Annotated in this window: 26 protein-coding genes; 8 read left to right on the plus strand and 18 right to left on the minus strand. The window is 48.3% G+C overall.

All coding sequences use genetic code 11. The annotated features are described in order from the left end of the window. Positions 1–47 precede the first annotated feature (47 nt). Together N186_RS08110 and N186_RS08115 are read left to right on the plus strand one after the other, a co-directional pair. Entirely contained in the window at positions 48–902 is an 855-nt protein-coding gene (locus N186_RS08110; protein ID WP_020963322.1) for a hypothetical protein, read from the plus strand. Beyond that, positions 886–1,782, plus strand: a complete 897-nt coding sequence (locus tag N186_RS08115; protein WP_148682167.1) for a DUF58 domain-containing protein — start codon at positions 886–888, stop codon at positions 1,780–1,782. The genes N186_RS08110 and N186_RS08115 overlap by 17 nt, the downstream gene beginning before the upstream one ends. A gap of 17 nt (positions 1,783–1,799) precedes the next feature. On the opposite strand, the gene N186_RS08120 is transcribed toward N186_RS08115, so the two are convergent. Further along, positions 1,800–2,510: a class I SAM-dependent methyltransferase gene (locus tag N186_RS08120; protein ID WP_020963324.1), complete on the minus strand. Its 711-nt coding sequence runs from the start codon at positions 2,508–2,510 to the stop codon at positions 1,800–1,802. 416 nt (positions 2,511–2,926) lie between these two features. Further along, entirely contained in the window at positions 2,927–3,793 is an 867-nt protein-coding gene (locus N186_RS08125; protein ID WP_020963325.1) for a TFIIB-type zinc ribbon-containing protein, read from the minus strand. Between the two features lie 142 nt (positions 3,794–3,935). On the opposite strand from N186_RS08125, the gene N186_RS08130 reads away from it, so the two are divergent. Continuing rightward, a complete protein-coding gene (locus tag N186_RS08130) occupies positions 3,936–4,757 on the plus strand; it encodes a GNAT family N-acetyltransferase (RefSeq protein ID WP_020963326.1) in 822 nt (273 codons plus the stop codon). A gap of 9 nt (positions 4,758–4,766) precedes the next feature. Here the strand turns inward: N186_RS08130 and N186_RS08135 are convergent, their stop codons facing one another. Continuing rightward, complete coding sequence (locus N186_RS08135) at positions 4,767–6,020, minus strand: S8 family peptidase (RefSeq protein WP_020963327.1); 1,254 nt, start codon at positions 6,018–6,020, stop codon at positions 4,767–4,769. 202 nt (positions 6,021–6,222) lie between these two features. Here N186_RS08135 and N186_RS08140 point away from each other — a divergent pair, with 202 nt between their 5' ends. Then, the gene (locus N186_RS08140; RefSeq protein ID WP_020963328.1) at positions 6,223–6,462 is read left to right on the plus strand and encodes a ribbon-helix-helix domain-containing protein; all 240 of its coding nucleotides are present in this window, start codon (positions 6,223–6,225) and stop codon (positions 6,460–6,462) included. 479 nt (positions 6,463–6,941) lie between these two features. On the opposite strand, the gene N186_RS08145 is transcribed toward N186_RS08140, so the two are convergent. The 6 genes from N186_RS08145 to N186_RS08170 form a co-directional block, all read right to left on the minus strand. Further along, positions 6,942–8,372 carry a trimethylamine methyltransferase family protein gene (locus tag N186_RS08145; RefSeq protein WP_020963329.1) on the minus strand — a complete coding sequence of 477 codons (1,431 nt, stop codon included), beginning with the start codon at positions 8,370–8,372 and terminating at the stop codon, positions 6,942–6,944. Then, positions 8,369–9,028, minus strand: coding sequence for a cobalamin B12-binding domain-containing protein (locus tag N186_RS08150; RefSeq protein WP_020963330.1), 660 nt, complete (start codon positions 9,026–9,028; stop codon positions 8,369–8,371). Before N186_RS08150 ends, N186_RS08145 begins: the two co-directional genes overlap by 4 nt. 210 nt (positions 9,029–9,238) lie before the next feature. Continuing rightward, positions 9,239–9,865 carry a TorD/DmsD family molecular chaperone gene (locus N186_RS08155; RefSeq protein ID WP_020963331.1) on the minus strand — a complete coding sequence of 209 codons (627 nt, stop codon included), beginning with the start codon at positions 9,863–9,865 and terminating at the stop codon, positions 9,239–9,241. Between the two features lie 53 nt (positions 9,866–9,918). Then, on the minus strand, positions 9,919–10,764 hold the full coding sequence (nrfD, locus tag N186_RS08160) for an NrfD/PsrC family molybdoenzyme membrane anchor subunit (protein WP_020963332.1): 846 nt from the start codon (positions 10,762–10,764) through the stop codon (positions 9,919–9,921). Between the two features lie 6 nt (positions 10,765–10,770). After that, entirely contained in the window at positions 10,771–11,367 is a 597-nt protein-coding gene (locus N186_RS08165; protein ID WP_052885575.1) for a 4Fe-4S dicluster domain-containing protein, read from the minus strand. Positions 11,368–11,380: 13 nt separating this feature from the next. Then, positions 11,381–13,906: a molybdopterin-dependent oxidoreductase gene (locus N186_RS08170; protein WP_020963334.1), complete on the minus strand. Its 2,526-nt coding sequence runs from the start codon at positions 13,904–13,906 to the stop codon at positions 11,381–11,383. 234 nt (positions 13,907–14,140) lie between these two features. Here N186_RS08170 and N186_RS08175 point away from each other — a divergent pair, with 234 nt between their 5' ends. Continuing rightward, on the plus strand, positions 14,141–15,457 hold the full coding sequence (locus N186_RS08175) for a DUF438 domain-containing protein (protein ID WP_020963335.1): 1,317 nt from the start codon (positions 14,141–14,143) through the stop codon (positions 15,455–15,457). 2 nt (positions 15,458–15,459) lie between these two features. Beyond that, positions 15,460–15,864: a transcriptional regulator gene (locus N186_RS08180; RefSeq protein WP_020963336.1), complete on the plus strand. Its 405-nt coding sequence runs from the start codon at positions 15,460–15,462 to the stop codon at positions 15,862–15,864. Between the two features lie 438 nt (positions 15,865–16,302). On the opposite strand, the gene N186_RS08185 is transcribed toward N186_RS08180, so the two are convergent. From N186_RS08185 to N186_RS08195, 3 genes are all read right to left on the minus strand, one after another. Further along, positions 16,303–17,694: a CehA/McbA family metallohydrolase gene (locus N186_RS08185; protein ID WP_020963338.1), complete on the minus strand. Its 1,392-nt coding sequence runs from the start codon at positions 17,692–17,694 to the stop codon at positions 16,303–16,305. A gap of 89 nt (positions 17,695–17,783) precedes the next feature. Next, complete coding sequence (locus tag N186_RS08190) at positions 17,784–18,128, minus strand: hypothetical protein (RefSeq protein WP_052885576.1); 345 nt, start codon at positions 18,126–18,128, stop codon at positions 17,784–17,786. 100 nt (positions 18,129–18,228) lie between these two features. Next, on the minus strand, positions 18,229–19,050 hold the full coding sequence (locus N186_RS08195) for an alpha/beta hydrolase (protein WP_020963340.1): 822 nt from the start codon (positions 19,048–19,050) through the stop codon (positions 18,229–18,231). Positions 19,051–19,211: 161 nt separating this feature from the next. Here N186_RS08195 and N186_RS08200 point away from each other — a divergent pair, with 161 nt between their 5' ends. Further along, positions 19,212–19,913, plus strand: a complete 702-nt coding sequence (locus N186_RS08200; RefSeq protein WP_020963341.1) for a diacylglycerol/polyprenol kinase family protein — start codon at positions 19,212–19,214, stop codon at positions 19,911–19,913. A gap of 186 nt (positions 19,914–20,099) precedes the next feature. On the opposite strand, the gene N186_RS08205 is transcribed toward N186_RS08200, so the two are convergent. The 6 genes from N186_RS08205 to N186_RS08230 all read right to left on the minus strand — a co-directional run bounded on the left by N186_RS08205 (position 20,100) and on the right by N186_RS08230 (position 24,101). Beyond that, positions 20,100–20,654 (minus strand): CD3072 family TudS-related putative desulfidase, encoded by a 555-nt coding sequence (locus N186_RS08205; RefSeq protein ID WP_148682171.1) that lies wholly within the window; start codon positions 20,652–20,654, stop codon positions 20,100–20,102. Between the two features lie 10 nt (positions 20,655–20,664). Beyond that, positions 20,665–22,542 (minus strand): aldehyde ferredoxin oxidoreductase family protein, encoded by a 1,878-nt coding sequence (locus N186_RS08210; RefSeq protein ID WP_020963343.1) that lies wholly within the window; start codon positions 22,540–22,542, stop codon positions 20,665–20,667. After that, complete coding sequence (locus N186_RS08215) at positions 22,539–23,048, minus strand: 4Fe-4S dicluster domain-containing protein (protein ID WP_020963344.1); 510 nt, start codon at positions 23,046–23,048, stop codon at positions 22,539–22,541. Before N186_RS08215 ends, N186_RS08210 begins: the two co-directional genes overlap by 4 nt. 78 nt (positions 23,049–23,126) lie before the next feature. Continuing rightward, on the minus strand, positions 23,127–23,486 hold the full coding sequence (locus tag N186_RS08220) for a nucleotidyl transferase AbiEii/AbiGii toxin family protein (RefSeq protein ID WP_020963345.1): 360 nt from the start codon (positions 23,484–23,486) through the stop codon (positions 23,127–23,129). Further along, positions 23,480–23,707, minus strand: coding sequence for a hypothetical protein (locus N186_RS09765; RefSeq protein ID WP_020963346.1), 228 nt, complete (start codon positions 23,705–23,707; stop codon positions 23,480–23,482). Before N186_RS09765 ends, N186_RS08220 begins: the two co-directional genes overlap by 7 nt. A gap of 31 nt (positions 23,708–23,738) precedes the next feature. After that, positions 23,739–24,101, minus strand: coding sequence for a hypothetical protein (locus N186_RS08230; RefSeq protein WP_020963347.1), 363 nt, complete (start codon positions 24,099–24,101; stop codon positions 23,739–23,741). 375 nt (positions 24,102–24,476) lie between these two features. Between N186_RS08230 and N186_RS08235 the strand changes: the two genes are divergently transcribed. Next, positions 24,477–25,034 (plus strand): formate dehydrogenase accessory sulfurtransferase FdhD, encoded by a 558-nt coding sequence (locus N186_RS08235; protein WP_020963348.1) that lies wholly within the window; start codon positions 24,477–24,479, stop codon positions 25,032–25,034. The last annotated feature ends 239 nt before the right edge of the window (positions 25,035–25,273 follow it).

Genomic DNA, 25,273 nt, shown 5'->3' on the forward strand with positions numbered 1-25,273 from the left:
AATCGTGACATTTATATAGGTTATTTAAGAATCATTTCGGGGTTCTCGTGGAAAAGAAGTTTTACAGCATAGACGAGCTGAAAAATGCAACGATAATTGACTCGGAGGGCCTTCTATACGGCTATGTCGAAGACATAACTATCGAAGAATCCAATGCCAAGCTAGTTGCCTACACCCTGTTCAAGATAAACGAGCCAGCTATAAACGTTGAAAAGCTTAAGTCTATCCTCTCTAGCCGTGTCTCTTTGGAAGGCAATGAGCCCCTCGAAACCCTTGTGGCTCTAGCAAGGAAAGAAAACATAGAAATACCTTGGCAGGTTACCGAGAAGGAGGTCAAATGGATAAAAGGCTACGTCCCCTTGTCTGAAGTGGTACTCATCGACTCAAAGCAACTTTTCATTGACGATACAAGAGTTCACATCAAAATTGTTCTCCTCTCTACCCCCCGAGAGGCAATTTTCCGCGGGCTCCCAGTAAACCCCAACAGTCAAACCTACAGGCCTCAGCATGTACTCGGCAAACTTGTCATTAGCGCTTCTCGTGGCATTTTGGGTGTAGCAGAGGAAATCGTTGTGAGTCCAGGAATGCTCGGCTTTAGGGTCTACCGGGTGAGGAGCAGGAAAAAAGTTGTCAACTGGATAGCTTTTACTGCCCATGTTAAGAGGATGGGCCTAAAGGAAGCCTACGAAAAACTCGTAGAATTTAGAGACCCATACAAGTACAGCAAGGTAGACCTCTCATTGACCAACGAGATTGAACAGCTCCTAGAAGGAATGAAGGAGAAGGAGAAAATACTTGGAGCCATGCAGAACTATATAGAGACCGAGGAAGCAGGAACAGAATACGTAGACATTCCATATAGCGAAATAGTAAGGGTTGGGGAATTTGTCATCTCGAGATAGGCTCTGCACTATCGCTAGGACATACGCCTTGCTTGGACAAGCAAAAGCCACATCCATGGAACTGGGGGTAAGCAAGTCCAGATTCCTCGGAATCGGGATCGAATACGCGGATCGTAGGGAATACCAGGACACAGACGACGTCAGGTACGTGGACTGGACCCTCACAGCTAGATCCATAAATCCAAATACTGGAGAATACAAGCCATACACCAAAGTGTTCCACGTCGAACAAATGAAGAACTTAATCCTCGTCGCAGACCTCACAGACTCGATGCTCATATACGAGAAGATAGCCTCCCTATTCTACATATCCTCACTAATCCTCGAATTATCACACAGACTCTCAGACAAGGTGAGCCTCGTAGCCCTCGCACATAAACCCAGGCTCTACACGGGACTCAAGGGGAGACAAGCGATACATCTACTCGAACAAATAATATGTAACAGCTCGCAGACAGGCGGGAACACACCGCTAAGCGCCGTCCTGAGCACCGTCAAAGCTTATGCAAAGAAAAATACCACGCTCACAGTAATTACCGACTACGCGCACGACCCAGAGGAATTCTCCATGCTGGCAAAGCTGAAAAACACGCTAATGACGCCCACAGCCATATACCTCGTAGCCCATATGTGGGAAACACAGCTACCGGCAACAGGCACCACGGCGACCCTTTTGGACCCGGAAACAGGCACTCTCATCACTGGCAGACTAGAAGAAGTATACAAGGCAATAAACACTCACATCACCCACGTCCAGGCGATCCTCTCGAAAGCCAGGATAAGTCACCTGGAAATACAGGGAATAGGCGACGCACAGATGCGAACAGTCAAAATAATAGAGACATACCTAAAAGCAAGACAGCTAGCAATAAACGTATAACTTAGCGCGCTGAAAAATCAAAAGCCATATTGAGGTTTCGTAGCTATCACGTAGATGTTTTGGCTCCTGCGTTTAAAAGGTGAATAGTAACCCTTCGAAATGATCTTGAGCCCTGCTTCTTGTAAGAGGTGAACCAGCTCTTCTAATGTGTATAGGTAGTATATCCTTGTATATGTGCTTTTTCTCGTCTTCCACTTAACAGAGTATCTACGCGGGTATCCAGTTTGACCAAGACATGTTCTTATCATATTTATCAAGGTCTGTAGAACAAATTGTGTCTGCCTCCACGACCACACTGTAGCTATTAAGAGGCCCCCGCGCTTTAACACAGCGTTTAGCTGGCGCGCCAGAAAACCCGTGAGGATCGGGGGTATATGGTGAAGAGATGCGATCGCAAGGATGGTGCTGAATGATTTTTCTCGAAAGGGTAAAAAAGACATGTCGGCTACGATTTGATCTGCTGGAACATTTTTTCTCTCCGCTATTTTCTTAGCCAGCCTTATCATGGACGGCGAGTAGTCTAGGCACACGACGTAGGACTGTGTCTTTTTAGCGGCTTCAACACCATTAATGCAGGCGCCCGAGCCGAGATCGAGGATAATGCCGGGACGACTTATCAGGGCTATCGGCCACGGCTTGTTTCTCCACGAAGTGTATCCCTCAGCTATAGCTGTGTAGCTGTTCCTAGTTACAAGGGTGTCATAGAGGTAACTTTTCGCCCCAAACACGTCACCATGCCCACTAATGCAAAAATGTTCCTATCAAAATCTTTAACGCTTCTTCCTTGAAATCTTAGAGACATACAGGTACATCATCATGTAGCGAACATCCCTGTGAGTAACTAACACCCCTGTACCACCCCTATTATTTGCCTTCTATCCAGCTTTTTACTCAATATGCCAAGCATGGACCAGGAAGCTTCTTCCCATCGGTGTTATGCTAGCGCTGTGGAAACCACGCATGTTAACTTTTTTTAGAAAGTAATAAAAGGTAATAAAAATACACACCTTCTCTTATTGTGGTAAACCGTTTACATGTATATTGTCTGCGCGCATAGCTTAAGCTAGTTTCGTGTGCTTTTGAGAAACCCATAAAGGTTCATAAATGTGTTCTAGGTAGGTCTTTATAATAGGGCATGAGCGCTCTAGGGTTTCTGGGATTGGCTTTCCTCTTTTATGAGCATTAGGATTTTGTCTGGTATCAGGTATTGTTTGCCACAGTTGTTGCATATTATTTCCCTTTGCCTTTTGTCTAGGAGGGTTTGAGCACCGCAATTTGGACACTTCACGGTTATTGTCTCGTCGGGGTTTAGGATGAATTCTCTCGCGTATGACCGGTACACCGTATATTGCTTGACCAGGCTGTATAGGTTTTCCTTGAAGCTGTTTTTCGCGGCTTCATCTTTAAACTCTAGGACAACTGTATCGTCGTTTCTCGGCTTTAAAACTAGGGAACTTGGAACGGCTCCATCGATTATGGTAATGTCTTCTAGGGGTATATCGATGGATGCTTCATCATAGTCATTTAGAAAGCTGAGAAAGAGGGCAGCGACCATCATAGTCATAGGCAAGGCGTACAGAAAAAGAAAGATCGTGTTCGTAGCGTTGTAAGAGGAAAAATAGTAGAGGGCAGGTAAAAAGACTTGGAATAAAATTAGAGGCAATAGAGCAAAGAGAAGGGGCATAACTCTCTTCAAAGTGGGGCTAGTGGTCTTCGACAAAACCACTGGGAGGCGGCCCAGCATATAAGACAGGTGTATGATCCTCTTATTTGTCAACAACAGGTCTCCCAGGACAAGCTTTTTACCGCTCTCCAGGTTATCGCCTTCACCTTTTTCAATGTATGCCAAAACTTTTTCGTATACGTGAACTACTCTTTCATCGGGGGTCAAAGTTATAAACTCTCTCCATTTCTCCTTCTCTTGTCCCCCATAGTTAGTAAAGTCTACTTTGAATCTGATTAGTGAAGCACCATGAGAATGAACTTGCAACGCTGGGATAATGTTCCTCATAGCTCAATACACTTATATGTTTAGACGTTTGGGATACTAATATAATTTTATCACAAATGGACTGTTGCATCTTAAGCGTGAAAATTTTTCAGTTAGCTCGTAAAGGATATAGGTCACATAGTTTAGATAGATGTGGCCCGCTATGTCCATAGAAGTAAGGCCGCTGAAAAGCCCCCAAGAGTTTAGGCAGGCAATAGAAGTCCAGCGTTCCGCTTGGGGCATGCCTGACATCGAGGTTATACCTACAAGGATACTCATCGCCATATCTAGGAACAGCGGTATCGTTCTTGGAGCATTCGACGGGGACAGGCTTATAGGCTACTCGTTTGGCTTCCTCGCGAGGGACAAGTATGGCCTCTACCTTTACAGCCACCACACGGGCGTAGCGAAAGAGTATGAGGGACAGGGCGTCGGCTTCCTCCTGAAGATGAAGCAGAGAGAATATGCCCTGAAAATGGGCCTGTCAAGGATAAAGTGGACCTTTGACCCCTTGCAGGCCAGAAACTCTTACTTCAACTTTACAAAGCTCGGAGCAATCGCGAGGGTTTTTTACCAGAACTATTATGGCGAGCTTTTCGACGAGCTTAACTATGGCTTGCCCACGGATAGGGTCATAGCTGAGTGGTTCATAAAGAGCAAGCGTGTAGAGAACAGGTCTAGCGGCAAAATTGTAGCTCCAGCCCTAGAAGACTCACAGGTCTCCCTCGAAGTCTACAGAGGCAGGCCCCGCCTAGTAAGGGTCTATGCACCAAAAGTCTTGCTCAAGATACCCTCAGACATCAATAACGTGAAGGCTAAAAATCCCAGGCTTGCTCTTTCATGGCGTATGTCGCTAAGAAGAGCACTAAGCTTCTACCTCGGAAAGGGTTACATTGCCTGCCACTATGTTAGGATAGATGAGAACTATGGTGCCCATGTCCTACTAAAAAAGAGCCTAAAAAATATACTTGGAGACGAATACTAGAAAAAATTTTTAGACCTTTTCCAGTGCCTTGTCGACTCTAACGACTCCATACCCGTAGAGGTCGTCGTAGCCGGCAGAGCCGAGATCCTCGGCAGTAACATGTAGCAAGCCCCTAACGGTACTCGTCGAAGAGTCGTTGAAGGTTCCAGGCGGTAAAGGCGGCAACCCTTTTGCAAGCCTCGCTGCCTGTATAAGGGCTACTGTTGCGCTGACGTGTGGCGTTGCCATAGATGTCCCGCTGAGAGTAGCATATGTATTGTCCGGGTATGTGCTTAGAATATTTACACCAGGCGCCGCTACTTCCGGCTTTCTGTTGCTCCAGCTTGGAACATTATTGCTAGAGTCAATTGCGCCCACAGCTATGACTTCTGGATATGCCGCTGGATAGCTGGGAGACGATGCACCATCATTCCCGGCCGCAGCGACGATGGTGATTCCCCAGTTGTATGCGGTCTGGATAGCTGTGTGGAGCTCTTCAGGAGCGCTTGAGCCTCCAAGGCTCATCGAGAAAACTTCAGGAGCGTCGTCATCGGGGTCTCCAACTATCTTGCCGTCACTATCCTTGTCTATGACCCCGTCTGGACCCTTTATTGCGAGGTCGATTGCTATTACTAGGTCGCTCCAGCTACCGGAGCCAGATGCCCCAAGGACTCTAAGCATGTAGATTTCGACTTTGGAAGCTACACCGACTACTCCAATGTTGTTATTTAGTGCCGCAATTGTTCCACTTACATGAGTCCCGTGGCCATTTAGGTCGGTGTATTTCGTTGAGATACGGCCATTGAGCACCGAGACGCCCCACTTTATGTTTCCAACGAGGTCAGGATGATCCGTGTCGATACCTGTATCAAATATCGCCACCTCTATTTCAGAGTTCCCATCCCCATTGACGTCAACCCAGCCAGACGTAGTACCCCAAACATTCGGCGCACCAATTCTCTGTACTCCCCACGGTATAGACTGGGGCGGCTGAGAGCTAGGCTTCCCCATTAAACTCATAACGCCGTCCTGGCTCACATGCTTAACGCCTTTAAGATGAGCAATATGTCCAGCCGCACCCACAGGAACCCTTACAACCGCAACAGGGAAACTATCAGCAATATAGACTACTTCACCCCAGACAAGTTGCAGAGACTTCGGGTCAAAGTTTTCGCGGTCTATTGTGATAAGGTATGTTGCGAACTGGGAATCTGCATGCGCAAGGAGGACCAATGGTAGCTGTGCAATCAGTAAAAACAGCAAGAGGCTGGTTACTTTTTTCATAGCAGTTCTCTTCCATATAAAATAATAAATGTTTTATTTCTTTACAAATGTAAAATTATAAGGTTCATCATCATGGTAAAACTAAATTATTTCTTCGTTTAAAGATAAAATCTTTTTAAAAAATTGGTTCAAAATCTTAGCACGCTTGTCTGCGCATCTATGGCAATTCTTGAAATAGTGGTAAATGGTAATACTTAGTAGTATGGCTAATGTGAAGATAAGCTTACCCGAAGCCGTCTTTAAAAGAGTAGACGATATATCCAGGTCAATGAAAATAAGCCGCAGCGAGCTCATCACTAGAATCCTAGTCGAGGCCCTAGGTGTAGAGGCTGACAGGGACCCTCCTAAGTATCCTGCTCTCATATCGAAGCCATACAAAGAGGGGCACTACAGGCTTAGATCTCCTAGGTACCCAGGCAGAACAATAAAAGAGAGTGGATAGTTGAAGAGGTTGAAGAAGAGTAAGGATAAGCTATTACTTTGCTGAAGACAGGTACATAGAGTTGGGCGAAAAGATTCCAAATATACCTATCGTACATCTCATTATAAAGGTCGGTAGAAAGCGGGCGAGTGAACCAGCAATAGTTGATATGGCTTTGATGGTGGCATTTATCCAAACATGGAAATAGTAAAGATGTTTGAGGGTCTAAGCCACCAACAAAAGTTTTCCTGGAAAACCCATCTACGGCTTATCAGAGTTTGAGGTTTATACGGCTGAAGCCTTCCTTTATCAAGTAGGAAGTCTGACAAGTCGCGGAGATATTAAAGTTTACATTCCCACAGAGCCCGAGCTTCTCACGGGAGAAGTATTGATAGGAAGGGAGATTTTAAACAGCAAGGCTCACTCCATAATTTTGGATATGAAGAGCAAACAAAACGCTAATAGAGCTACCATAGGTTCAACAAAAAGAGTACAGTTCCCTATATGATCGATTTCACAGGCTTTAAATTGTGAAGCTCGTAGAGCCTTGCTAGAACATTGTCGAGCCTTTCGAGCTGGTCTCCTTCTAGCCCCTTGGGGGTATGCTTTGCGAGGATTTCTTGGACTTTTGCATGTGCCTTCTCAAGTAGGCTTACTCCCTTAGTTTTTGTTCTGGGCCCTAGATCCCATATACTTGGAATGTATATCTCCTTCCTGTAGTTCTGCCTCGTATGCTTGAGCGCCAAGAAGTTTCCCCTCTTATCTAGCACGCCTTCTCCTAAGACCTGCAAGGCCATATTGTCTTTTTCGAAGCCCCTCGCGAGTCTATCTGCAACTAATATTGCTTCACTGTCCAGGACAAGTTTTTCTAGAGACTGCACGCTTTCATACTCAAGCATCCCGGCTCCTGACACTATGTCGAAGCCCGCCATCGCCGCGACCACAGCAGTGTATGTCGTCTCTGCCCCCGCTTGGTAGTCTACCAGCTTAGAGTCGCTCAAAGCCATGTATGTATGTGTAGGTAGGTCAAGGAGCCTCGCAACGTCTCTATATCCGAGACTTATGAGGACAGCTTCCGGAGAAGTTATAGATGCTGTCCCATAGTATGGGTGAATCATCGTGGGGCTACCACCGTATATTATCGGCGCTCCTGGTCGGACTGCCTGGGATATAACTATCCCGCTCAGGTTCTCTGCGTGGTGCTGTACCAATGCGCCATATATTGTCACAGGTGATGTTGCGCCTAGACCCGGCATCGATATGAGCTCGGCTGGAACGTTTAGCCTAGCAAGGTCTACAAGGTTCCTCGACGTCACGGTGCTCCAGGACAGGGGAGGTGTGGGGCATATGTCAAATATTGCGAAGGGCTTTTCTGCGTAGTCTTCCCTTATGCTTGCAAGCATATCTACCATTAGCGGGAGGTTTTCCACCGTAAATGCGCCAGTAACCACTGGCTTCGTGGAATACTTTAGGACAACGTACAGCCTAACAGCATCTCTCACTTCTACTGGTACGTCTGAAGGCACAAGGGCAGTGCTCTGAGCCCTCAAGCCGGGCGATGCATCGACAAGGGTTACAAGATTCTTTAGGTCTATAAGGGTAGGGTTTCTAGGCTCCGACGATCCGTAGTCAAGGATACGGATCGCCGCAGACCCTGGGTCAAAGATCCTCGCCCCCTCTCCAAGGACTCCTACAAGGTTTCCTTCTCGGTCATAAAGCCTTATTCTCCTTGGCACCGTCTTCAGCGAATCCTCGACAAGGCTCTCAGGCAAAACAACCCTTCCATCCTTCCTGACACCACCAGCCTTGACAACTATCTCTTCTACGCTTTTATCTTCGAAGAACACTCCAACGGTGCCCAGAACCCTGAGTGCCTCGGCATGTAGTTCTTCTGCCTCATCCCTGCTAAGCAGGGATAGGTTTGGCTTCATCTAGCTCCACCCCTCCTCTTTGCAAGCATCTCTTTTACTATCCTGACAGACTCGAACGCGTCCCTACCCCAGACATCTGCTCCTATCTCTCTTACCCATTCCTCAGTTACAGGCGCACCCCCAGCTATTACAATGACCTTTTCTCTAATACCCCTCTTCTTAAGCTCTTCTATAACGTTTCTCTGCTCAAGCATCGTTGTAGTCATGAGCGCACTCATCCCGACAACGTCCGCGTTATACTTCTCGGCGGCCTCTGCGAACCTCTCCGGAGGCACATCAACGCCAAGATCTATAACCTGGAAGCCCTCAGCCTCGAAGACAGCCGCTGCCAGATTCTTGCCAAGCTCGTGTATGTCTCCCCTCACAGTGCCAAACACAGCTACACCCGTAACCGGAACATCAGATGACCCCTTGATGTGTGGCCTTAGAACATCCATGCTAGCCCTGAAAGCCTCAGCCGACGCGACCAACTCGGGGATAAAGTATTCGCCCTTCTCGTAGAGCTCCCCCACGCGCCTCATCGCTGGAACAAGTATGTTCGAGATTATTTCTCTGGGAGACAGCCCCTCTTCCAATAGCTTTTGGGTAGCATCAGAAGCAAGCCTATCATCGCCGTCGACAATAGCCCTGTATAGCACTTCGCTAGCATCTGACATAGGAATTCTGGGTCCAAGTGAGAAACCGATTTTTAAACTTGTCTACTTCATTACTATAGAGCATGAAAAATTCAGAGCGCGCTCGGCATACTGAAACAAGTCTATGAATCTATCATGCACCATGCGTGGCCCTTATGCCAAGTACAATTTTAGTTTAAAGCTCTCTCAGAGCCTTCACACGCTACAAAAAATAAAAAATCAATTGTTCTACTAGCAAAACTTGGACTCCTCAAAAAAGGCCCGTTCCGAGGCTACAAATTCCCGTAGTAGCCTAGCCGTACCTCTATAGTTTTCTAGCTTAGCGTTTTCCTCGAGACACCTCGAATATCCATCGGCCCACTTTTCAATGTGTTCCCGGAAAAGCTTCTCTTGGAGGCACAGATACTCTGGTTGCCGGGTACTAGACGCGACGAGGTAGTACATTAGTTCGAGCTCTAGGGCTACATGCTCCAGGGGCAAGCCGACGTCCGGGGCCCTGTCTAGGCAGGCTTCGCGGTAAATCCTTAGAAGCGAGTCATAGTTGTGGCCGTAGATCGTTCTCTCACCAGTCGCCCAGTATGTCTCGAAGGGGGGACACTTGAGCTCTGGATAGTCGTTCACGAAGAGCCGAGTATACTCTCCTTTCAGGTCTCCCTGTGAGTTTTCCCAGGCAGTTATCCATGCATCTACAAATTTGTCTATTGTCTCGGGATTCATCTTGACTAAAGAGACTTGTCTGACGGCTGGCAACAGTGTTTTTAGCTCGTTCTGGGATTCGATGTCGCTCGGAGTATAGAGGGCTAGGCTCAGAACCTTGTACAGTAGTGCTCTCTCCTCAAAAATCTTTGGACTTAACAATTTTGACTACCTCTCCAAATAGAAAGGAAAAAGAAAAAATATTTAATTTATTTTCACCAGGGTAGCTCCATTGCGCCGGCGTATACAAGGAGATACCGTGCTAGGAAGCTTTGCAGGATGAGTAGGACTGCAAGTATGAGGAGGTTTGTCTTTGAAGGCTTCTTCTTGTTGTAGAAGTACACAGCGAATGGTCCAATGAAGCCCAGCAGGTACAGCAGGAGTGTTGCCCACATGTACTCGGTCAACATTAGCTCAACAGAGAACATGAAAGCCTCAGTCGAGATGTTTGCCAGTGCGAAGTAGAGCGTCATAGTTACGAATGCCAAGAGGGTTGTGATCATCGAGAAGTTGACGAGCTCGCCCGGTACATCCTTTTTAAGAATATAGGCTACCAGTGCATAGAGGCCTACTCCGCTGGAGAGGGCTACGAGGAGGAAAAGCAGTGGTGTAGCTGGGCTCCTCCACAAGTGGATAGAGCTACGGGCAAGCAGTGTACCAGTATAGGTCATGACGAGGAACGAGAATATAGAGCCCAGTGTTCCCAGGATCTTCATAATCTTCTCGTTAGCGGCGTAGGGTAGCTTTATGAGTCCGGGTAGAGCGAAGAGCCCCCCGAAAAGCAGTGCAAAAACGTTGAAGAATACGCCCCACGTCATAACTGAGCCAAGGTTCGGTGTAAGCATGGTGTAGAACGCGGCCTCGGGCTTGCCGAGGTGTGTTATCAGTACGAGTAGACCAAGTAGCAGGGATACCATGCCCGCGAGGGCCGCCTTGATGTTGAATTCCTTCTCTCCCTTTAGGTAGTAGAGGAAAGCTATGATGAAGGTTGCTACACCCATTCCTCCAAACGTCAAGTCTAGCACTATTTTAATATCCCAAGCGTGTTGCGGCTCTATCATTCATCCTCACCTCTTCCTCATGGGAAGAATATAAAACACCTTCGGCTTTGTCCCCTCCTCCTTCTTGAATACAGTAGTTGCGCCAGAGTTGACCAGCTTGGATATGGCACTGTTGGGGTCGTCGAGGTCTCCAAACAGCCTTGCACCTGTCGGGCACGTAGTCACACATGCAGGATCCATACCCTTCTCCAGTCTGTGCTCGCAGAACGTGCACTTGTCAATCGACCTCAAGTATGGGTCCCAGAACCTGGCACCGTACGGGCACGCTTGGACGCAGTACTCGCATCCAATGCATTTTGTCTTGTCTACTAGAACAATGCCGTCCTTTGTCTTGAAGCTTGCACCTGTCGGACATACAGAGACACAAGGCGGGTTCTCGCAGTGCTGGCAAATCATGTGGGTATAGTAGACGGCTACGTTGGGGTATGTTCCCACAATATAGGTGTTAACGTAGGTTCTCTTCTTGAAGTTCTCAAGAGCCGGCAGACCTTCCGCGATAGCTTTGAATGCTTGCTCCCTGCGGTTCTCGGCTATGCATGCCATCACGCAGGCTCCACACCCGACACATTTGTTCAGGTCTATTACCATTCCATACCTAGCCATACCCATTCACCCCTCATGCCTTCTCAACACGAACAACAACTTCCTGTGACATGATTCCACCCGCCACGGGGTCAGCCTTTACACCTGTCAAAGTATGGTATGGTACACCGAACTTGGTAAAGTGCAGTGCCTCGCTCTTGTGGCCAAAGTCGCTTGAGACCCAGATAGTGTCTTCTCTGACAAGGTCTGTCGGGAAGGCGACAGCCTCCACGCTGGCTCCCGTCTCAACACTTATCAGCTTTATCTTGTCGCCCTTCTTTATGCCCAGGCTCTCAGCAACGCTCCTGTTTATCCATGCCATCCTCTTAAACTCGGGGGTCAGCACTGACAGGAACGGCTCGTCGGCAGTAGACGTGTGCGTCATGGTGGGGACACGCCCATACACCACATAGAAAGTTGTCTTCCCGTCGGCCTTGCCGTATACCTCTGGCTCTGCCCATGCAACTATGGGATCCCAGTACGGCTGGTAGCCCTTCTTTGCCTTTATGTTGTTCAATGCGAAGCTAAATATCTCGATCCGTCCAGACGGGGTTAACAGCTGGCCGTTTAGCGTCTTCTGTATCATTTCCTTGCGGAGCGTCACAGCGTCCTTGACAACGATGAGTCCCTCGCTCTCGAGCTTAGCTACGTCGAGGTTCCTCGCCGAGGCTTGTACCTTGCGTATGCCTTTTACCCCTTCTTTTTCGTATGCATCTTTGAGCTTTGCTCCCATTGCCTGTGGGTCAGCGGCTCCTAGTGCTTTTGCGAAGTTTACCCAGAACTTGTTATAGTAGTCCTCGCCTAGACGTTTCACTATGCCTACGACGATGTCTATAACGTGTCGTGTGTCGTAGAGTGGTTGCACGGCGGCCACACGTGTATGGAAGCCTAGCACGGGCGCATAAGCCATTCCATAAAGGGGATCATCCCTTTCAAGGAAACTATGCTCGGGCAATACTATGTCGGCGTATAGAACAGTATCGTTCGGATAAATGTCTACAGCAATAACCTTCTCCAGTTTCTTGAAGGCATTCCTCCACCTTGTAGAGTCGGGGCCTGTCATAGCTAGGTTTGTAGTAAACAGGAAAACAGTCGAGATCTTGTAGGGGTCTCCCTTCTCGATGGCGTCTAGGAAGCCCTGGAAAGTAAAGCCCTTAGAGGCCATGGCTACGCCCTGCTTTGTCCCCCATATTCTCATTACGCTTTCCTCGCTGACGTCTGGAGTTGGTGTAGCTGTGCTACCAACACCTGTAATTATTATTCCGTCCTTAATTAGGCCACCAACAAGGGCATTGAGGATAGCTGCTGCCCTCCACGTCATAACGCTGTTCTTATACTTGGGGTCGTGCCACCCAGTGTCTACTGCGGCTGGCCTAGTCTTTCCGAACTCTATTCCGACTTGCCTAATTGTAGCGGCGGGTATGCCGGTTATTTTCTCTGCCCATTCTGGAGTATAATCTGCTACTTTTTCCTTGAGGATCTGGAAGACGGGCTTTGCCTTCTTGTCTCCAACCGTAAACTCGCCCTCGAGTGCGGGCAGTATAGCTTCTTCGTGCTTGACTGCCTTGTTCTGTGCAAGGTCCCAGACAAGGTACTTGATCTTTCCAGCAGCGTCAGTTCCCGCAGTTAAAGGCGTGCCGTCTTCTGCTACAAGCATCGGTGCGTTTGTAAACTTTCTCAGGAAGTCTGCGTCGTAGAGCCCCTCAGAAATTACGACGTTGATTAGTGCCAGTAGGAAGGCTAGGTCTGTTCCAGGCCTTATTGGGAGCCAGAGGTCAGCCTTGGCGGCTGTCTCGCTGAAACGCGGGTCAACAACTACGAGCTTGTAGTTTCCTATTTTCTGGCCTGCCCGTGTCCCGTGCACCACTGAGATGCTTCCAAAGAAGTTTCTCCTTATAACAACGAGATACTTTATGTTTTCGTAGTCTGTGAGGATCTGAGCGTGAGTGCCTACACCGATAGCACTAGACCATCCGAAAGCTTTGGGGAAGAAGCATGCCCCTCCGGGTATTCCTATAGCATTGGGAGTGCCAATAGTTTCTGCAAAGGCCTTCATTAAAGGCTCAAGGTAGAGACAGAGGGGCCAGCCCCCGATCATGGCAACTTCCTTTATTCTTCCCTCAGAGATCAGCTTCTTCAAGTGAGAAGCCACAGCGTCGAGCGCCTGGTCCCAGCTTGCCTCCGTGAAGCCGGTGAAACTGCCCCTCTGTCCGGGGTCGTTCCTGATAAGCGGCTTTTTCAGCCTGTCCGGGTTATATGTCCTAAACAGTGCAGACTGGCCCCTCGCACATATTTTACCAAGGTTTATAGGCCCCTTTGGATTACCCTCAATCTTCTCAATCTTGCCGTCTCTAACCCTAACCAATAGCTGGCACGCTGCAGGACACATCATGCATATTGTGGGAACCCACTTCTCCTCTCCCTGGGCTTCAGTTCTCTGTGTTTGGGGCTTGAGAAGCCTAAGTGTAGGTGTGGACATGGTTGCTGTTACGCCGACGATCCCAGCGGCCTTGAGGAATTCTCTGCGGCTTAAACTGGTTCTGCTGGTTGTATCGGTCATACAATATATTGTTTGTTATTAATCAATATAAATGATTATGTAAAAATATTAATATTCCTAGACTTGAATATCGTTTTTCATACATATATTTTTAATAACATGTTTTTTGGGATCCCCTATTTCTTCCTCTTCTGTGGAGCGTCATTATAAGCTGAAGTAGTTCGCTTGTCTAGGTTGTTGACGTGCGTCAACTTTATATATTTGACTCTAATTCATTATTGTTGGCGATGACACGTGTCAACAAATTTGGAAAAGATAGAGACCTTGAAAACAATTATCAAGCTATTGCATGAGGGGAAAAGCGTCCAGGAGCTAAAGGAACAATATTCAGATCTTCTTAGACAGGTTTCACCCTTGGAGATACCATTCCTGGAACAACAGCTAGTAAGAGAAGGACTTGTGTCGGTGAACGATATACTTAAACTGTGCGATCTACATGTAGAGCTTTTCAGGGAGTCACTCGAAACCAGGACACTACAAGGTGTGCCCAGTGGTCATCCACTGGACCTCCTAATGAAGGAAAACGACTGGATTGCAAAGAGGGCCGAGATCCTTGGAATGTATGCCTCCTCTCTATTGGCGGCAGATCAGGCCAGGACTCCTGGTCTTCTGGAAAACATTAACAGGATTCTAGGTGACCTGAAAAAGTTGAGGCTACATTACAGGAAGCTCCAGATGATAGTTTTTCCCTACCTTGAGAGGAGGGGCATCATCGCTGTTCCAAGAGTCCTCTGGGGAAGAGAAGACCAAGCACTCCGCAAACTACGTGAATTGTCAACAGAGATCGATTCCAAGCTGAAGAGCAAAGAAGCTATAGACCACAAAAACCTTGCTGGCCGCCTCTTAGAGCTCTCCCGTGAAATACAGGACTTGGCTTTTCGAGAAGCCAAGATTCTGTTCCCAGCACTCTGGACATTGCTTGGCGAAGGAGAGTGGGTTGCGATACACGAAATTGCCGGCGAATTCGGCTACATTGTGGATGTCGACATACATGCTTGGAAACCTAACGTTGAGCCCGTACTGCCCTACCAAATCAAGCCTATAATAACAGATGAACAGCTAGCAAGGGTTCCCGAAGAATTCAGACAAGTCGTCGCCGAAAAACTGGTGCCAGACGACTATCAAGTAAACCGAGATGGAGACCTAAACCTGTCGACGGGTTTCCTGGACAAAGTTGAATTAGAAGGCATATTCAAGGCTCTTCCACTAGAGATAACCTTTGCCGACACAAACAGGCGAGTCAGGTTATTCACCAAGAGCGAGACAGCAGAAGGGTTCCCCAGGGCGAAAACAATTATTGGCAGGAGGCTAGAGTTCTGCCACCCACCAAGGCTCGAAAACTATGTGAAACTAAACGTCGAAAAATTAGAGCGAGGCCAAGAGAGATACAGGGTCTTCTGGACCAGGATGGGAGACAGGATACTCCGAGTAATTGTTTCTAGGGTAAACGATTCGAATGGACAGCTAGTAGGCATCCTGGAGATAGTCGAAGACTTCACTGAAATTCTTAATAACAGAGACGAAATATTAAAGAAAGTAGTGGTACTCTAGCCATGAGAAGCATATTTGAACTTGCATACCGGTACATCGAGCCCGCAGTAAGGAGACAGCTCGTCCTCGAGCTCTACAAAAGAGGCGTAGACAGGCGCAGAATAGTAGAACTCGTCGGCATATCGTCCTCGCTCGTTACCCGTTACATAGCTGGGCAAAGAGGCAACATGCTCGACCTAACCCCCTACAGGGACGTAACCATGCTTATATCTCAACTCGCCGAGAAATCTATGGGCATGTCAAAGGAACAAGTAGAGGAACAAATATACCGCATTGTGCTCTACTTTTTGTCCCACAAGTATTTCTGCAATGTGCACCGTGTTCTTGTACCGGACATAGACCCGACAAAATGCCAAATATGTCCAAGCCTCTTCAAAAACTCTTCTCTAAGCCCAGAGCTTAGATAGATGACTCAAAGTAGCATTTTTCTATATCAAGAAGGACAATGGATATTACGGCATTTAATTACGTTAGATTAGGTCTACTTCTTCGAGATCCCCGAGTTTAGCCTGTTTTGCCTTGAGCCGTCTTCTTCTCTGCCTTACCCATACAAGTGCCTCATTAATACTTGGAGCCCTCAAAATGGCTAGCTCGTTTTCCCTTGCCTCTACAATAACGTATCCGCTTTCTTTGATGCCATATTTTTCCCTAAATATCTTGGGATAATTATTTGTCCCTTTGGGCCCACTTTCAGTTTTTGTTTAACCCTTTGGTAATACATATTAGACCAAGGATAAATAACTTACCCTGACTCCATTATTACTAAAGATTTACTCTAAAATGTTGTTAACGTGGCCCTTTACTTATACCCTTGGTCTACCAAACCAAAATAGGAAGGTTGTTTTCTAACGAGTTTCCTTTAATAGGAGTGGGTTTGCCATTGCCTTGACGACTGCCTCTTCTGACAGAGGGTCGTCGGTGGGATAGTCTGGGTCCATGAGTAGGGGCAGGGCGAAAACATCTTCAGTTGTGAGCATTATTGGTATATCTTTCGTATACAAGTTGTCTTCTATTAGGTCGACCTTGATTGGCCCCCTGGCTGTAAGAAATAAGAGTAGAGAGTTGTTGCCTCCCTCAACCTTTACTCTTAGCTTGTCAGCTCTGGCTATTATCCTCGTGGTCTTTATGCCTGCCCGTTTGCCGTTGCCCTCGGCCTCGTACTCAATCAGGGGTCCATTAGGCCCGCTTGTTATTACCACTCTTCCCTGCCTGATCGCATCGAGGAATGCCTCCTCCGTCAAGCTCTCCATGTATAACAATGTTGTCGGCTCGCCCAGCCTGGGGATCCCCTCCTCGTGCCTTATCTTGTGGGCATCGCTCCCACCAATAGCGACCACGTTTCTACCGCTACTAAGAAGCTCGACGTACTTCCTCAGGGAGAGATAGTTAAAGTACTCCCACATTGTCTGCCAAGCCTCCATCACCCAGACTTTTTCCCAGTTCCCCAACAGCCAAGGATAGTCCGGCTTTGGGTGATTGATTGACGCGATGTAGCCATACTTCTCGGCCAGCTCTATTATCTTGGTCATATCACTCTCAGTTCTCGCGCGGAAGTCTATCCATTTCCGCACACCAAACAGGTTCATGTGCCCATAATACGTGGTTATCTCCATCCCGGGAAAGATTTTCACCGGCCCCCCAATTTCCAGGCATTCCCGCACGTGGCTGATAGTATTGTGATCCGTAAGTGCGACAAAGTCTAGACCCTTCTCGCGGGCCTTTTCAGCTATCTCCCAGACCTCAGCATCCCCATCACTGTGAACCGAGTGCGTGTGAAGGTCTCCCTTGTACCACCTTACTCCACCATACGGAACGGATGTGCTTGTTGTTCTCCTGTATGTATATTCCTCCTCGAAGCCCCTCATATCCACGGAAATAGCGTAGTCGCAGCCACATGACGGAACCTTGTAAAGCCCAAGGACAATGTGCCACGTTCCAGGCTTTACCTCGCCGGGAAGGTAGCCAGGAGTAGCATAGCGTTCCCCAACTACTATCTTCTTTTTTGCTGTCCCGCTCCACCCCCTAAAGGCTTCTGGCTCAGCAGGGAAGTCTACCCTGCCAGGAGAAAACAGGCCGATGTCTATTTCGCATACCCCAGTGTCTTTTGCCCTGTAGCTGTACTCTATTACGATGGACTTTACGCCAGAAGGGACATCCATAGGTATAAGCAGGAAGTCGCTCTTTTCCTTGTCCTGGGGGCTAATAGTCCCCCTTAAATCTAGACGAGATATGCTCACAAAATAGAATCGTTTTATTCCCCTAAATGTTTTTTGCAAATATGGCAGTCAAATTAAATGTAAACGAGACCTTTTCGGCAAGCGTGTCATCAATTTTTCTTTTCTACCCCAAAATACCTCCTTATATCTCGCTTGGCGAGGATGAGAAACACAGCTAGAGAGTATAATACGCCGAGAAGGCCCCATAGGTCTCCCACGAGAATAGTCGAAACACTGACTATGAGTACCATGGCTTCGATGATAAATGTTAGCCACCATGCCCACGAGCCGCCAATCAAGAGGCTTGTCCCGACGACAAGTCCAAAGAAACTTGCTAGGAGTGCAGTTATTCCCATAATTGCGTTTTCAACTTTGTAGGAAAAACATGTAAGAAAGATTATACCAGATACAAAGCCGAGAAGGCCAAGCAATAGGTGGAAAACAGAGATACACATGATAATCTTAGGTTTACCCCCCAAAAATTGGGCAAGTTTTTCCGTGTACACGTGTCTGAAACAAAGAAAAATGATTTAAGATTTTTTCATGAGAAGAGATTTACACATGCTTGTTCAGCCAGTCAGCCAGATCCCTGAACACTTTTTCCTTCTCAACTTCGTTGAAGATCTCGTGTAGCATACCATCATAAATCTTTAGGGTCTTGTCCTGTACGCCTAGCCCCTCAAAAAGCATCTTAGAAGCCTCAACAGGGACAAGGCAGTCCCTAGACCCATGCATCACAAGCGCCGGGACCCTTATCTTTTGAATGGCATCCCTGGCACCCAAGACCCCGCGGGAAAACTCGAATAGAAGCTTCATCGTCACCTCTTTTAGTACAAGGGGGTCCTCAATGTACCTCTTGCCCACCTCTGGATCCGTTGACAGGCACTCAACCTTAACGGGCAACTTCACCCTAGACTTTGGAGCCATCTTGCTCATCAACGAGACCATTATTCTGTCCCTGGTAGATGCCTCCAGCTGGACAGCGGCGCCGCTCGTTATCAGCCCGTTTATTTTGTCTCCTAGAACGCTGGCGGTATGAACAGCTATGAGGCCGCCCATGCTGTGTCCAAGGAGGAATACCTTCTTGTTTGGGAAAAATGTCTTAACACTCTCAAAAAATGCGACGGTGTCTTCTACAAAGTTTTCGAATTTGTCGATGTAGCCTTTTTCTCCTTGGCTTTTGCCGTGGCCCCGTAAGTCATACATGTAGAGCGCGTACCCGTTTTGTGCTAGAAAGTTTCCAAGATTATGGTAGCGGCCCGTATGCTCTGCGAAGCCGTGTACACCAACTATGATCGCCTTCGGGTCTCCCTGGGGAATCCACTTCCTGTAGATCGTAGAAAGACCTGTGGATAAACGGATGCTTTCCTCGCTCACGTATTTCTTTACTGTCAAAAAATATTTAAACCGTTTGCCACCTAAATGCCATTGCGACGTAAATTGTGTTCAAAGTTTTTGAGCCACAAATAAGAAACTATGCCAAATAACGTATCTTCTTTCGACAAAAATTTATATTCTACCTCAAAGCAATCCTACACATGGTCACAACCAGCGAAATACTCTGGACGCTAGGCCTCTTTGCATGGGTAATGTTCGTTGTAACAGTCATTGCCAAAGCCACCTACAACTTCTTTGTAAAAAGGGGAAACCCCCAACGCGTAGCAATATACTATGCTAGAAAAGTCATACACATACTTGCTGGAGGCGCAGTATCGGTAATTATAGCATACCTACCAATATTCTCCTCCCCACTAATGCCCTTCATAATGGCACTCGTCCTCGCACTCCTAACATACCTCCCACACAAGACAGGCAAACTGATGTACTGGTTCCAGGACCCCGAAAACATCTACGAGGTCGACTTCTGCATAGCCTGGGGCATATTCACAGCCCTTGGCTGGTACGCGGGCAAACAGCTAGGCTTCCAGAACCCCTTCCTCTTCCCAGCCCTACCACTCCTCATAATGGCCGTAGGAGACGGGGTCACAGGCATAGTCAGAAACAAGCTCTTCAAGAGAAGGGTGAAGCATTGGAGCGGCAACCTAGCAATGTTCATCGTTTCAGCCGCAATGGCCATCGTCATGGGCTTCGGCATACCAGGAATACTTTCGGCACTCCTAGGAAGCATAGTCGAAAAGTTTGAATACGTCGGGAAAATAAGGCTAGACGACAACATAACCGTCCCCACAGTATCCTTCTTAACACTATACGCCCTAATGCTCTTACGCCCAACTCCATAGCACCCAAAAATTGTCTGAAAAATCAAACAACATTTCCAAGTGTTTTCTTGAAATCGCATTATTCGTGTGGTAATGGATTAGAAAAAAGATTGTATAGAAGAAGTTTTCATGTTTGAATCTATACTACGCAGAGAATTTATCTTATGAGAAAACCTTGGAGAAGAGATTAACTAGTAGAAAGAAAAATTACAGCTGGTTGGCTATTTCTTTTGGTAGTCCTTTTTTGCTTATTTCTTCGTGGCTTATTTCGAGTACCTTGGTGGGCTCCTTTATTCCTTTCGACTTGATCTGTGCGAATAGTTCCTCCATGAATAGGCCAGGTTCGCTCGCCTTTGTTGTCTGTGTGCCTGTTGCTGTCGATGGGTCGCCGCGCCACTCGCCCTTGGTTGTTGTGTATATTCCGCAGGAGGGGCTTCCCTTTATGCCTATGACGATGTACTGGGCGCCCTTGCCTGTGAGCTCCTGGAGTAGGGTTAGTGTTGGCTCTAGGATGTGTCTGCAGTGTGCCCTGTAGTTTGGTGTGTCGTACTGGTTTTTGGTCATCCACCAGCGGTTCATGCCTAGGTATGTTGCTTCTGGGCAGGGTAGCTGTACTATGCCGTATCCCTTGTCTACGAGTAGCTTTACTAGTGATTCGACTGTTCCCTTGTGGCTGGCTAGACCTGGGGCCACGGTGTTCTGGTTTAGTATGCAGTGCGCTACGACTGCTATCTTCATTCCTCTAGCGTCTCCCATGGACATCCTTGATTCCCTACTCTAGCTTTAGCCTGTTCCTTATGCGCCTAGTTGCCTCTGAGAGCTCGCTTATCCCGAGCTCTTTTAGTGTCTCGTCCCGAGGTATGCCGTACTGGTCCCAGCCAAGGTAGTCGAAGTACTCTTTTTTCTGTTTCTCGAGCTCTGTCCTATCCACTGCCTTGCCCTTGAATGGCCCAGACGGAAGTGGCTCGTAGAACCTGGGCGGGTTGTCGTCGTGTATCCTGGGGTCCCAATAGAGGTCTGGCCCTCCGAGGAGGAGTAACACTCTCTGGAGGGAAACTATTCTCCTGGCGTGCTCCCTGAACCATTTTTCGCTAGAGATTTCCCAGCCTGTTATTGCTGTCAGGAATTGGTATGGCAGGTCGTCTACGGCGTTGAAGGAGCATATGACCGCGGAGTCCTCAAATGCAGCTGTGAACTCGCCCCAAGCCTTCTCTACTGGCAACCTTGGCGGGCTTGTGTGGTCTCCTCCCTGTACGCCTACAGCATAGGTAAAAGCCTGTGGGAAGTCTTTTCCGCTCCTCGCGCCGTGGGCACCTATGCCTATACCCTTTACGTGTACGGCGTAGCGCGACAGGTCTTGTCCCTTTAATTTGCTCAGCTTGTCTGCGGCCCTTGCTACTCCCTCTGCTAGTATATCTCCTATGCCCTTCCTGTAGGCTATTGCCTCGAGTAGCCTTGCGAACGCCTCGGTGTCTCCCCATTTCAGGTCGAAGCCTACCTCTTCCCTTGTGAGGATCCCCTTCTCGCATAGCTCGGCGGCGAAGCCGGCAACGTTTCCTGTCTGTATGCCGCACAGGCCTAGGTCGTCTGCTAGGCTCGAGAGGTATATGTTTCCCCTAGGCTCGAAGACGCCGAGGTTGGGGCCTAGGTACGCCTGTAGCTCGTAGTCCGGCCCGTCCGTAACTGTACCATTGTATTTCCCACCGATTAGCCTCGAGATCTTCATACATGTTGATGGGCAGCCATAGTCTCCCCAGTACCTCTTGACCCAGTGTGCCTCATAGTTGTTTACGCCCATTGTCCTGGCATCGTGCCACTCTTCCTGCCAGTTCCTTATCGGCTCGCTACTCGTAAGGTTTGCTACCTCGTATCCACCGCTGCTTGTCCCCCACTGTTTCCAGAAAATGTTCTGGTTCAGCCTGTTCCACGCCTCCCTTACCAGTAGCTTTACCCATTCTGGGTGCTTGGCCGGCGGCATGGGCCCAAAGCCCTTGGCTACCACGGCCTTGAGCTTCTTGGACCCCATTACAGCCCCGTACCCGCCGTAGCCCGCTGCATGTGTAAGCTTTGCCATTACAGCGGCTGTCCTGACCATATTTTCTCCGGCTGGCCCTATGTAGACGAAGGAGGGCTCCTTTGTCAAGCCCACGTGGGCAAGGTTTTTCCTCTTGAGCTCGCCCCAGACCTCGCTGAAGAGCTTCTGGAACGTTTCCCTGCCCCTGAGGCCCCATAGGTGCTCTGCAGACCTAACCTCGACCTTTTCTCCCTCTATATAGATGTATACGGGGTCCTTCGAGGCTCCCTTTACTATGAGGCCGTCGTAGCCTGCGGCCCGTAGCTCGATTGCAAGCTCGCTTGACACTACAGAGCCCACGACGCCGTTTGTCTGAGGAGACTTGCCCGAGACAGCGAGCTTTACGCCTGGATAGTAGCCGGTCAGGGGACCTGTCAGGAATAGTAGGAGGTTTTCGGGCCCCAGCGGGTCCACTTGTTCCCACTTGTGCCCGAGCTCTTTCCAGAGGATGTACGCAGCTAGGCCCCTGCCCCCTATGAACTTGTAGGCTGTCTCTTCGTCGAGCTCTATTACCCTGTCTTTGTCTCTTGAGAGGTCTACCTCTAGTATTTTCCCGTTATAGCCGGGTATGTTCATTTCTCACCACCATACATTGTCTCGTAGAGCCTTTGTGCTACGGCCTCGGGCAGGGTAGAGTATATCTTGAAGGATACGCTCCGGTAGGGCACGACCCTCAGGGCCCCGTAGCCCGCTTCTTGGCAAGCCTTTACGCATTCTGGCTCGCCCCCGCAGAGGTCGCATACAAGTGCCTTTCTCGTCTTCGGGTGTAGCCTCATGACCTTTCCCGGGCATGCACGTACACAATCTCCACAGCCCGTGCATTTCTCCTCGTCGACTAGCACTGCCCCAGTAGAGTCGTCTACCCTCAGGGCTGAGTACTTGCATGCCTTCACGCATGGATAGTCCCTGCACTGTGTGCAGAGGTGTGGGACGTCTACTCCTGGGAAGAACTCGAATACCCTTATTCTGCTTGCCTCTGGCCAGACTGTTCCCTCGTGTTTTAGGCTACATGCAACTTCGCAGAGCCTGCAGCCTGAGCATTTTAGTGGGTCACGTAGAATAAAGATAGGTTGCCTTGACACGTTTTCTGGTTACGCATAGCTCATATTAAAACTGTTTGCTACATGTTTGGGGAAGTGATTGAATTTTTTCGCGGGTTTTTATTTGCCGAGCACCTGTAAAAATGTGTTTTTGACCTCTGAGATGCTGGGCAGTGAGCCAATGATTAACGGTTCCATCTCTGCTCTCCAGCTGTCTTCTATCTGTGTGACTGCTGAGAAGAATTCTTCTGTGCTAAAACTGAGGTTGTAGAACTGTAGCTTTGCTTCAAGTAGCCCCAAGTCTATGCTGATGCCTCTGTGTATGAGGAACCATGCGTCGTAGAGGTCTCGTGGGCTTTTCCTCACGTAGAAGGCCCTCAACTTTTCTGCCAGTGCCTCTTTTAGGTCTAGGCCCCAAAGGTATACAATGGGTATGCCATATAGGGGCTCGTCCAGCCTGACACTTATAGGTTTTAGCAATGGTTTTTCCCTATGCTGATATCTAGGCGTACATAGCTGGTGTCTTTTTCTGTCCTGTAGAGCGGCCCCTTGACAGCTACACGTATAGTCAATGTGTATATGTCATCTTTTAGTACCTCCGCTGTGCTTTCGGCTCCGAATAGCCTTAGAGCTTCAGGTATCTCTCTTGCTTTGTTTGTGGAAATATTAGTGCTTGGAGGTACCTTTTCTCCTCCTGCCAAGGCTCCAGCTTTCTCAGCCTGGCTATCTTTATTATTTCTTCTCCACGTAGCATTTTATCCACCTCGCCACTCTCTTGGTGCGGTAGCTCCGAAGGCCAAGGAATGCCTCCGAGATTTTGAGGATTTTCTCTTTGTCAAGCTGGTTCAAAACGCTGGGGTCTGGGCTCCCACCGAAATACACAGTGTCTAGCACAGCTTTTTCGGGAGTAGCGACGAACACGTAGCTATTAGCCCTAGCTAGGCGCTCGTAACCGAAAAAGAGTTTCCCACTTATTTTCCTGTACCTTATACCGAGCTCACGTAGCCAGGCTGGACGCTTAGTAGTCACTGCTTCCACTGTGCTTGAGACCTGGTCTATGAGGCCTCTTAGGTAGAGGGCCGAGTGCATTGACACGTATGACGGCTCTATGAGCTGTGAGGCAATGATGAATGTGTCATGCGTAAACGCTATGGATCCTTTGCTAGTTGCCTTATGCTGTAAACTAGCCTGCCGCTGGACAGGGCATGGTCGCGTATCTCGTATATCTTCATTGTTTTATCGTGGTAACAGTTTTGTTACCTGGATAAAACTTTTCACCCATATAAAAGCCTTAGTAGCGATAAAGGGGGTTTAACAGTTATATAGCAAGCATTTACCAACAAGTCTCAATGATAGTGGAGCGGGAGATACTTTGTTTCCAGGGGGGGCAAAACAGAGAGGTGCAGAGACAAGATTGCAGTTGAGGAGGAATACGAGCTTTATATAAATGGGTCCAGGCAGGCTTCGTACATGTGTTCTCCAAATAATATAGAGGAGCTGGCCTACGGCTTCCTAGCAGAGCGGAGCTCAAAGCCTAAGTCTCCTACACAAATAAGGATTGAGAATGGAAAGATAAAGGTGGATGAAGAGCTGGTTGAGGCGGTCTTCACGAGGAGGGAAGCCAGGTTCCCTGTCGAAAAGATAATTTCTGCTGTCGAGGCTTTGTACACTAGGGGTTCGGCTTTTCGGGAAACGGGGGCTTTTCACTGTGCGCTTTGCTTTATGCCAAGCGGCGAAGTATTGTTCCATGTTGAGGACGTTAGCAGGCACTGTGCCGTGGACAAGTGTATAGGGTTCCTGGCAAAGTCAAATATTGAACCCTCAGCTGTGGGATTTGCCGTGTCCTGTAGGCTCACAAAGAGCATCGTCGAGAAGCTTGCCTCGGTGGGGGTAAGGCTTGTAGCATCAAAGGCGGCTCCCACCCTTCAGGGAATACAGGTCGCCGAGCAGAACGGTATAACTCTGATAGGCTTCGCTAGGAATAATAGGTTCAACATTTATACGCATCCAGAAAGAATAATTTTTTGACCAAGAGAGGGAGCCCAACTATAACTTGTTTCTACCCAGTTTCATGGCTAGAGAGCTCCACTTCTCTTAGAAGGAGCCTAATAGCCCCGTGTAGTACCTGGAGCTCTTTCTCGCCTAGACCCGTATCCTGTATCTCTGCAAACCTGTGACCACAGTTCTTACAGACATAGACCCTTACAGAGCTTCCAGGGGCAACATAGACCTCGAAGTTGCCGCGTCCCTGCCTCCCACAGCTTGGA

The organism is Thermofilum adornatum, assembly GCF_000446015.1.
GTDB classification, from domain to species: Archaea; Thermoproteota; Thermoprotei; order Thermofilales; family Thermofilaceae; genus Thermofilum; species Thermofilum adornatum.

Excerpts from the sequence above, each read along its gene's own strand:
- N186_RS08190 (WP_052885576.1), bottom strand. The coding sequence starts at position 18,128 with ATGTGTATCTCTGTTTTCCACCTATTGCTTGGCCTTCTCGGCTTTGTA.
- N186_RS08150 (WP_020963330.1), bottom strand. The coding sequence starts at position 9,028 with ATGTCAGATGCTAGCGAAGTGCTATACAGGGCTATTGTCGACGGCGAT.
- N186_RS08125 (WP_020963325.1), bottom strand. The coding sequence starts at position 3,793 with ATGAGGAACATTATCCCAGCGTTGCAAGTTCATTCTCATGGTGCTTCA.
- N186_RS08205 (WP_148682171.1), bottom strand. The coding sequence starts at position 20,654 with ATGTCCATGGGAGACGCTAGAGGAATGAAGATAGCAGTCGTAGCGCAC.
- N186_RS08130 (WP_020963326.1), top strand. The coding sequence starts at position 3,936 with ATGTCCATAGAAGTAAGGCCGCTGAAAAGCCCCCAAGAGTTTAGGCAG.
- N186_RS08170 (WP_020963334.1), bottom strand. The coding sequence starts at position 13,906 with ATGACCGATACAACCAGCAGAACCAGTTTAAGCCGCAGAGAATTCCTC.
- N186_RS08140 (WP_020963328.1), top strand. The coding sequence starts at position 6,223 with ATGGCTAATGTGAAGATAAGCTTACCCGAAGCCGTCTTTAAAAGAGTA.
- N186_RS08135 (WP_020963327.1), bottom strand. The coding sequence starts at position 6,020 with ATGAAAAAAGTAACCAGCCTCTTGCTGTTTTTACTGATTGCACAGCTA.
- N186_RS08200 (WP_020963341.1), top strand. The coding sequence starts at position 19,212 with ATGGTCACAACCAGCGAAATACTCTGGACGCTAGGCCTCTTTGCATGG.
- N186_RS08235 (WP_020963348.1), top strand. The coding sequence starts at position 24,477 with ATGTGTTCTCCAAATAATATAGAGGAGCTGGCCTACGGCTTCCTAGCA.
- N186_RS08145 (WP_020963329.1), bottom strand. The coding sequence starts at position 8,372 with ATGAAGCCAAACCTATCCCTGCTTAGCAGGGATGAGGCAGAAGAACTA.
- nrfD (WP_020963332.1), bottom strand. The coding sequence starts at position 10,764 with ATGATAGAGCCGCAACACGCTTGGGATATTAAAATAGTGCTAGACTTG.
- N186_RS08210 (WP_020963343.1), bottom strand. The coding sequence starts at position 22,542 with ATGAACATACCCGGCTATAACGGGAAAATACTAGAGGTAGACCTCTCA.
- N186_RS08165 (WP_052885575.1), bottom strand. The coding sequence starts at position 11,367 with ATGGCTAGGTATGGAATGGTAATAGACCTGAACAAATGTGTCGGGTGT.
- N186_RS08180 (WP_020963336.1), top strand. The coding sequence starts at position 15,460 with ATGAGAAGCATATTTGAACTTGCATACCGGTACATCGAGCCCGCAGTA.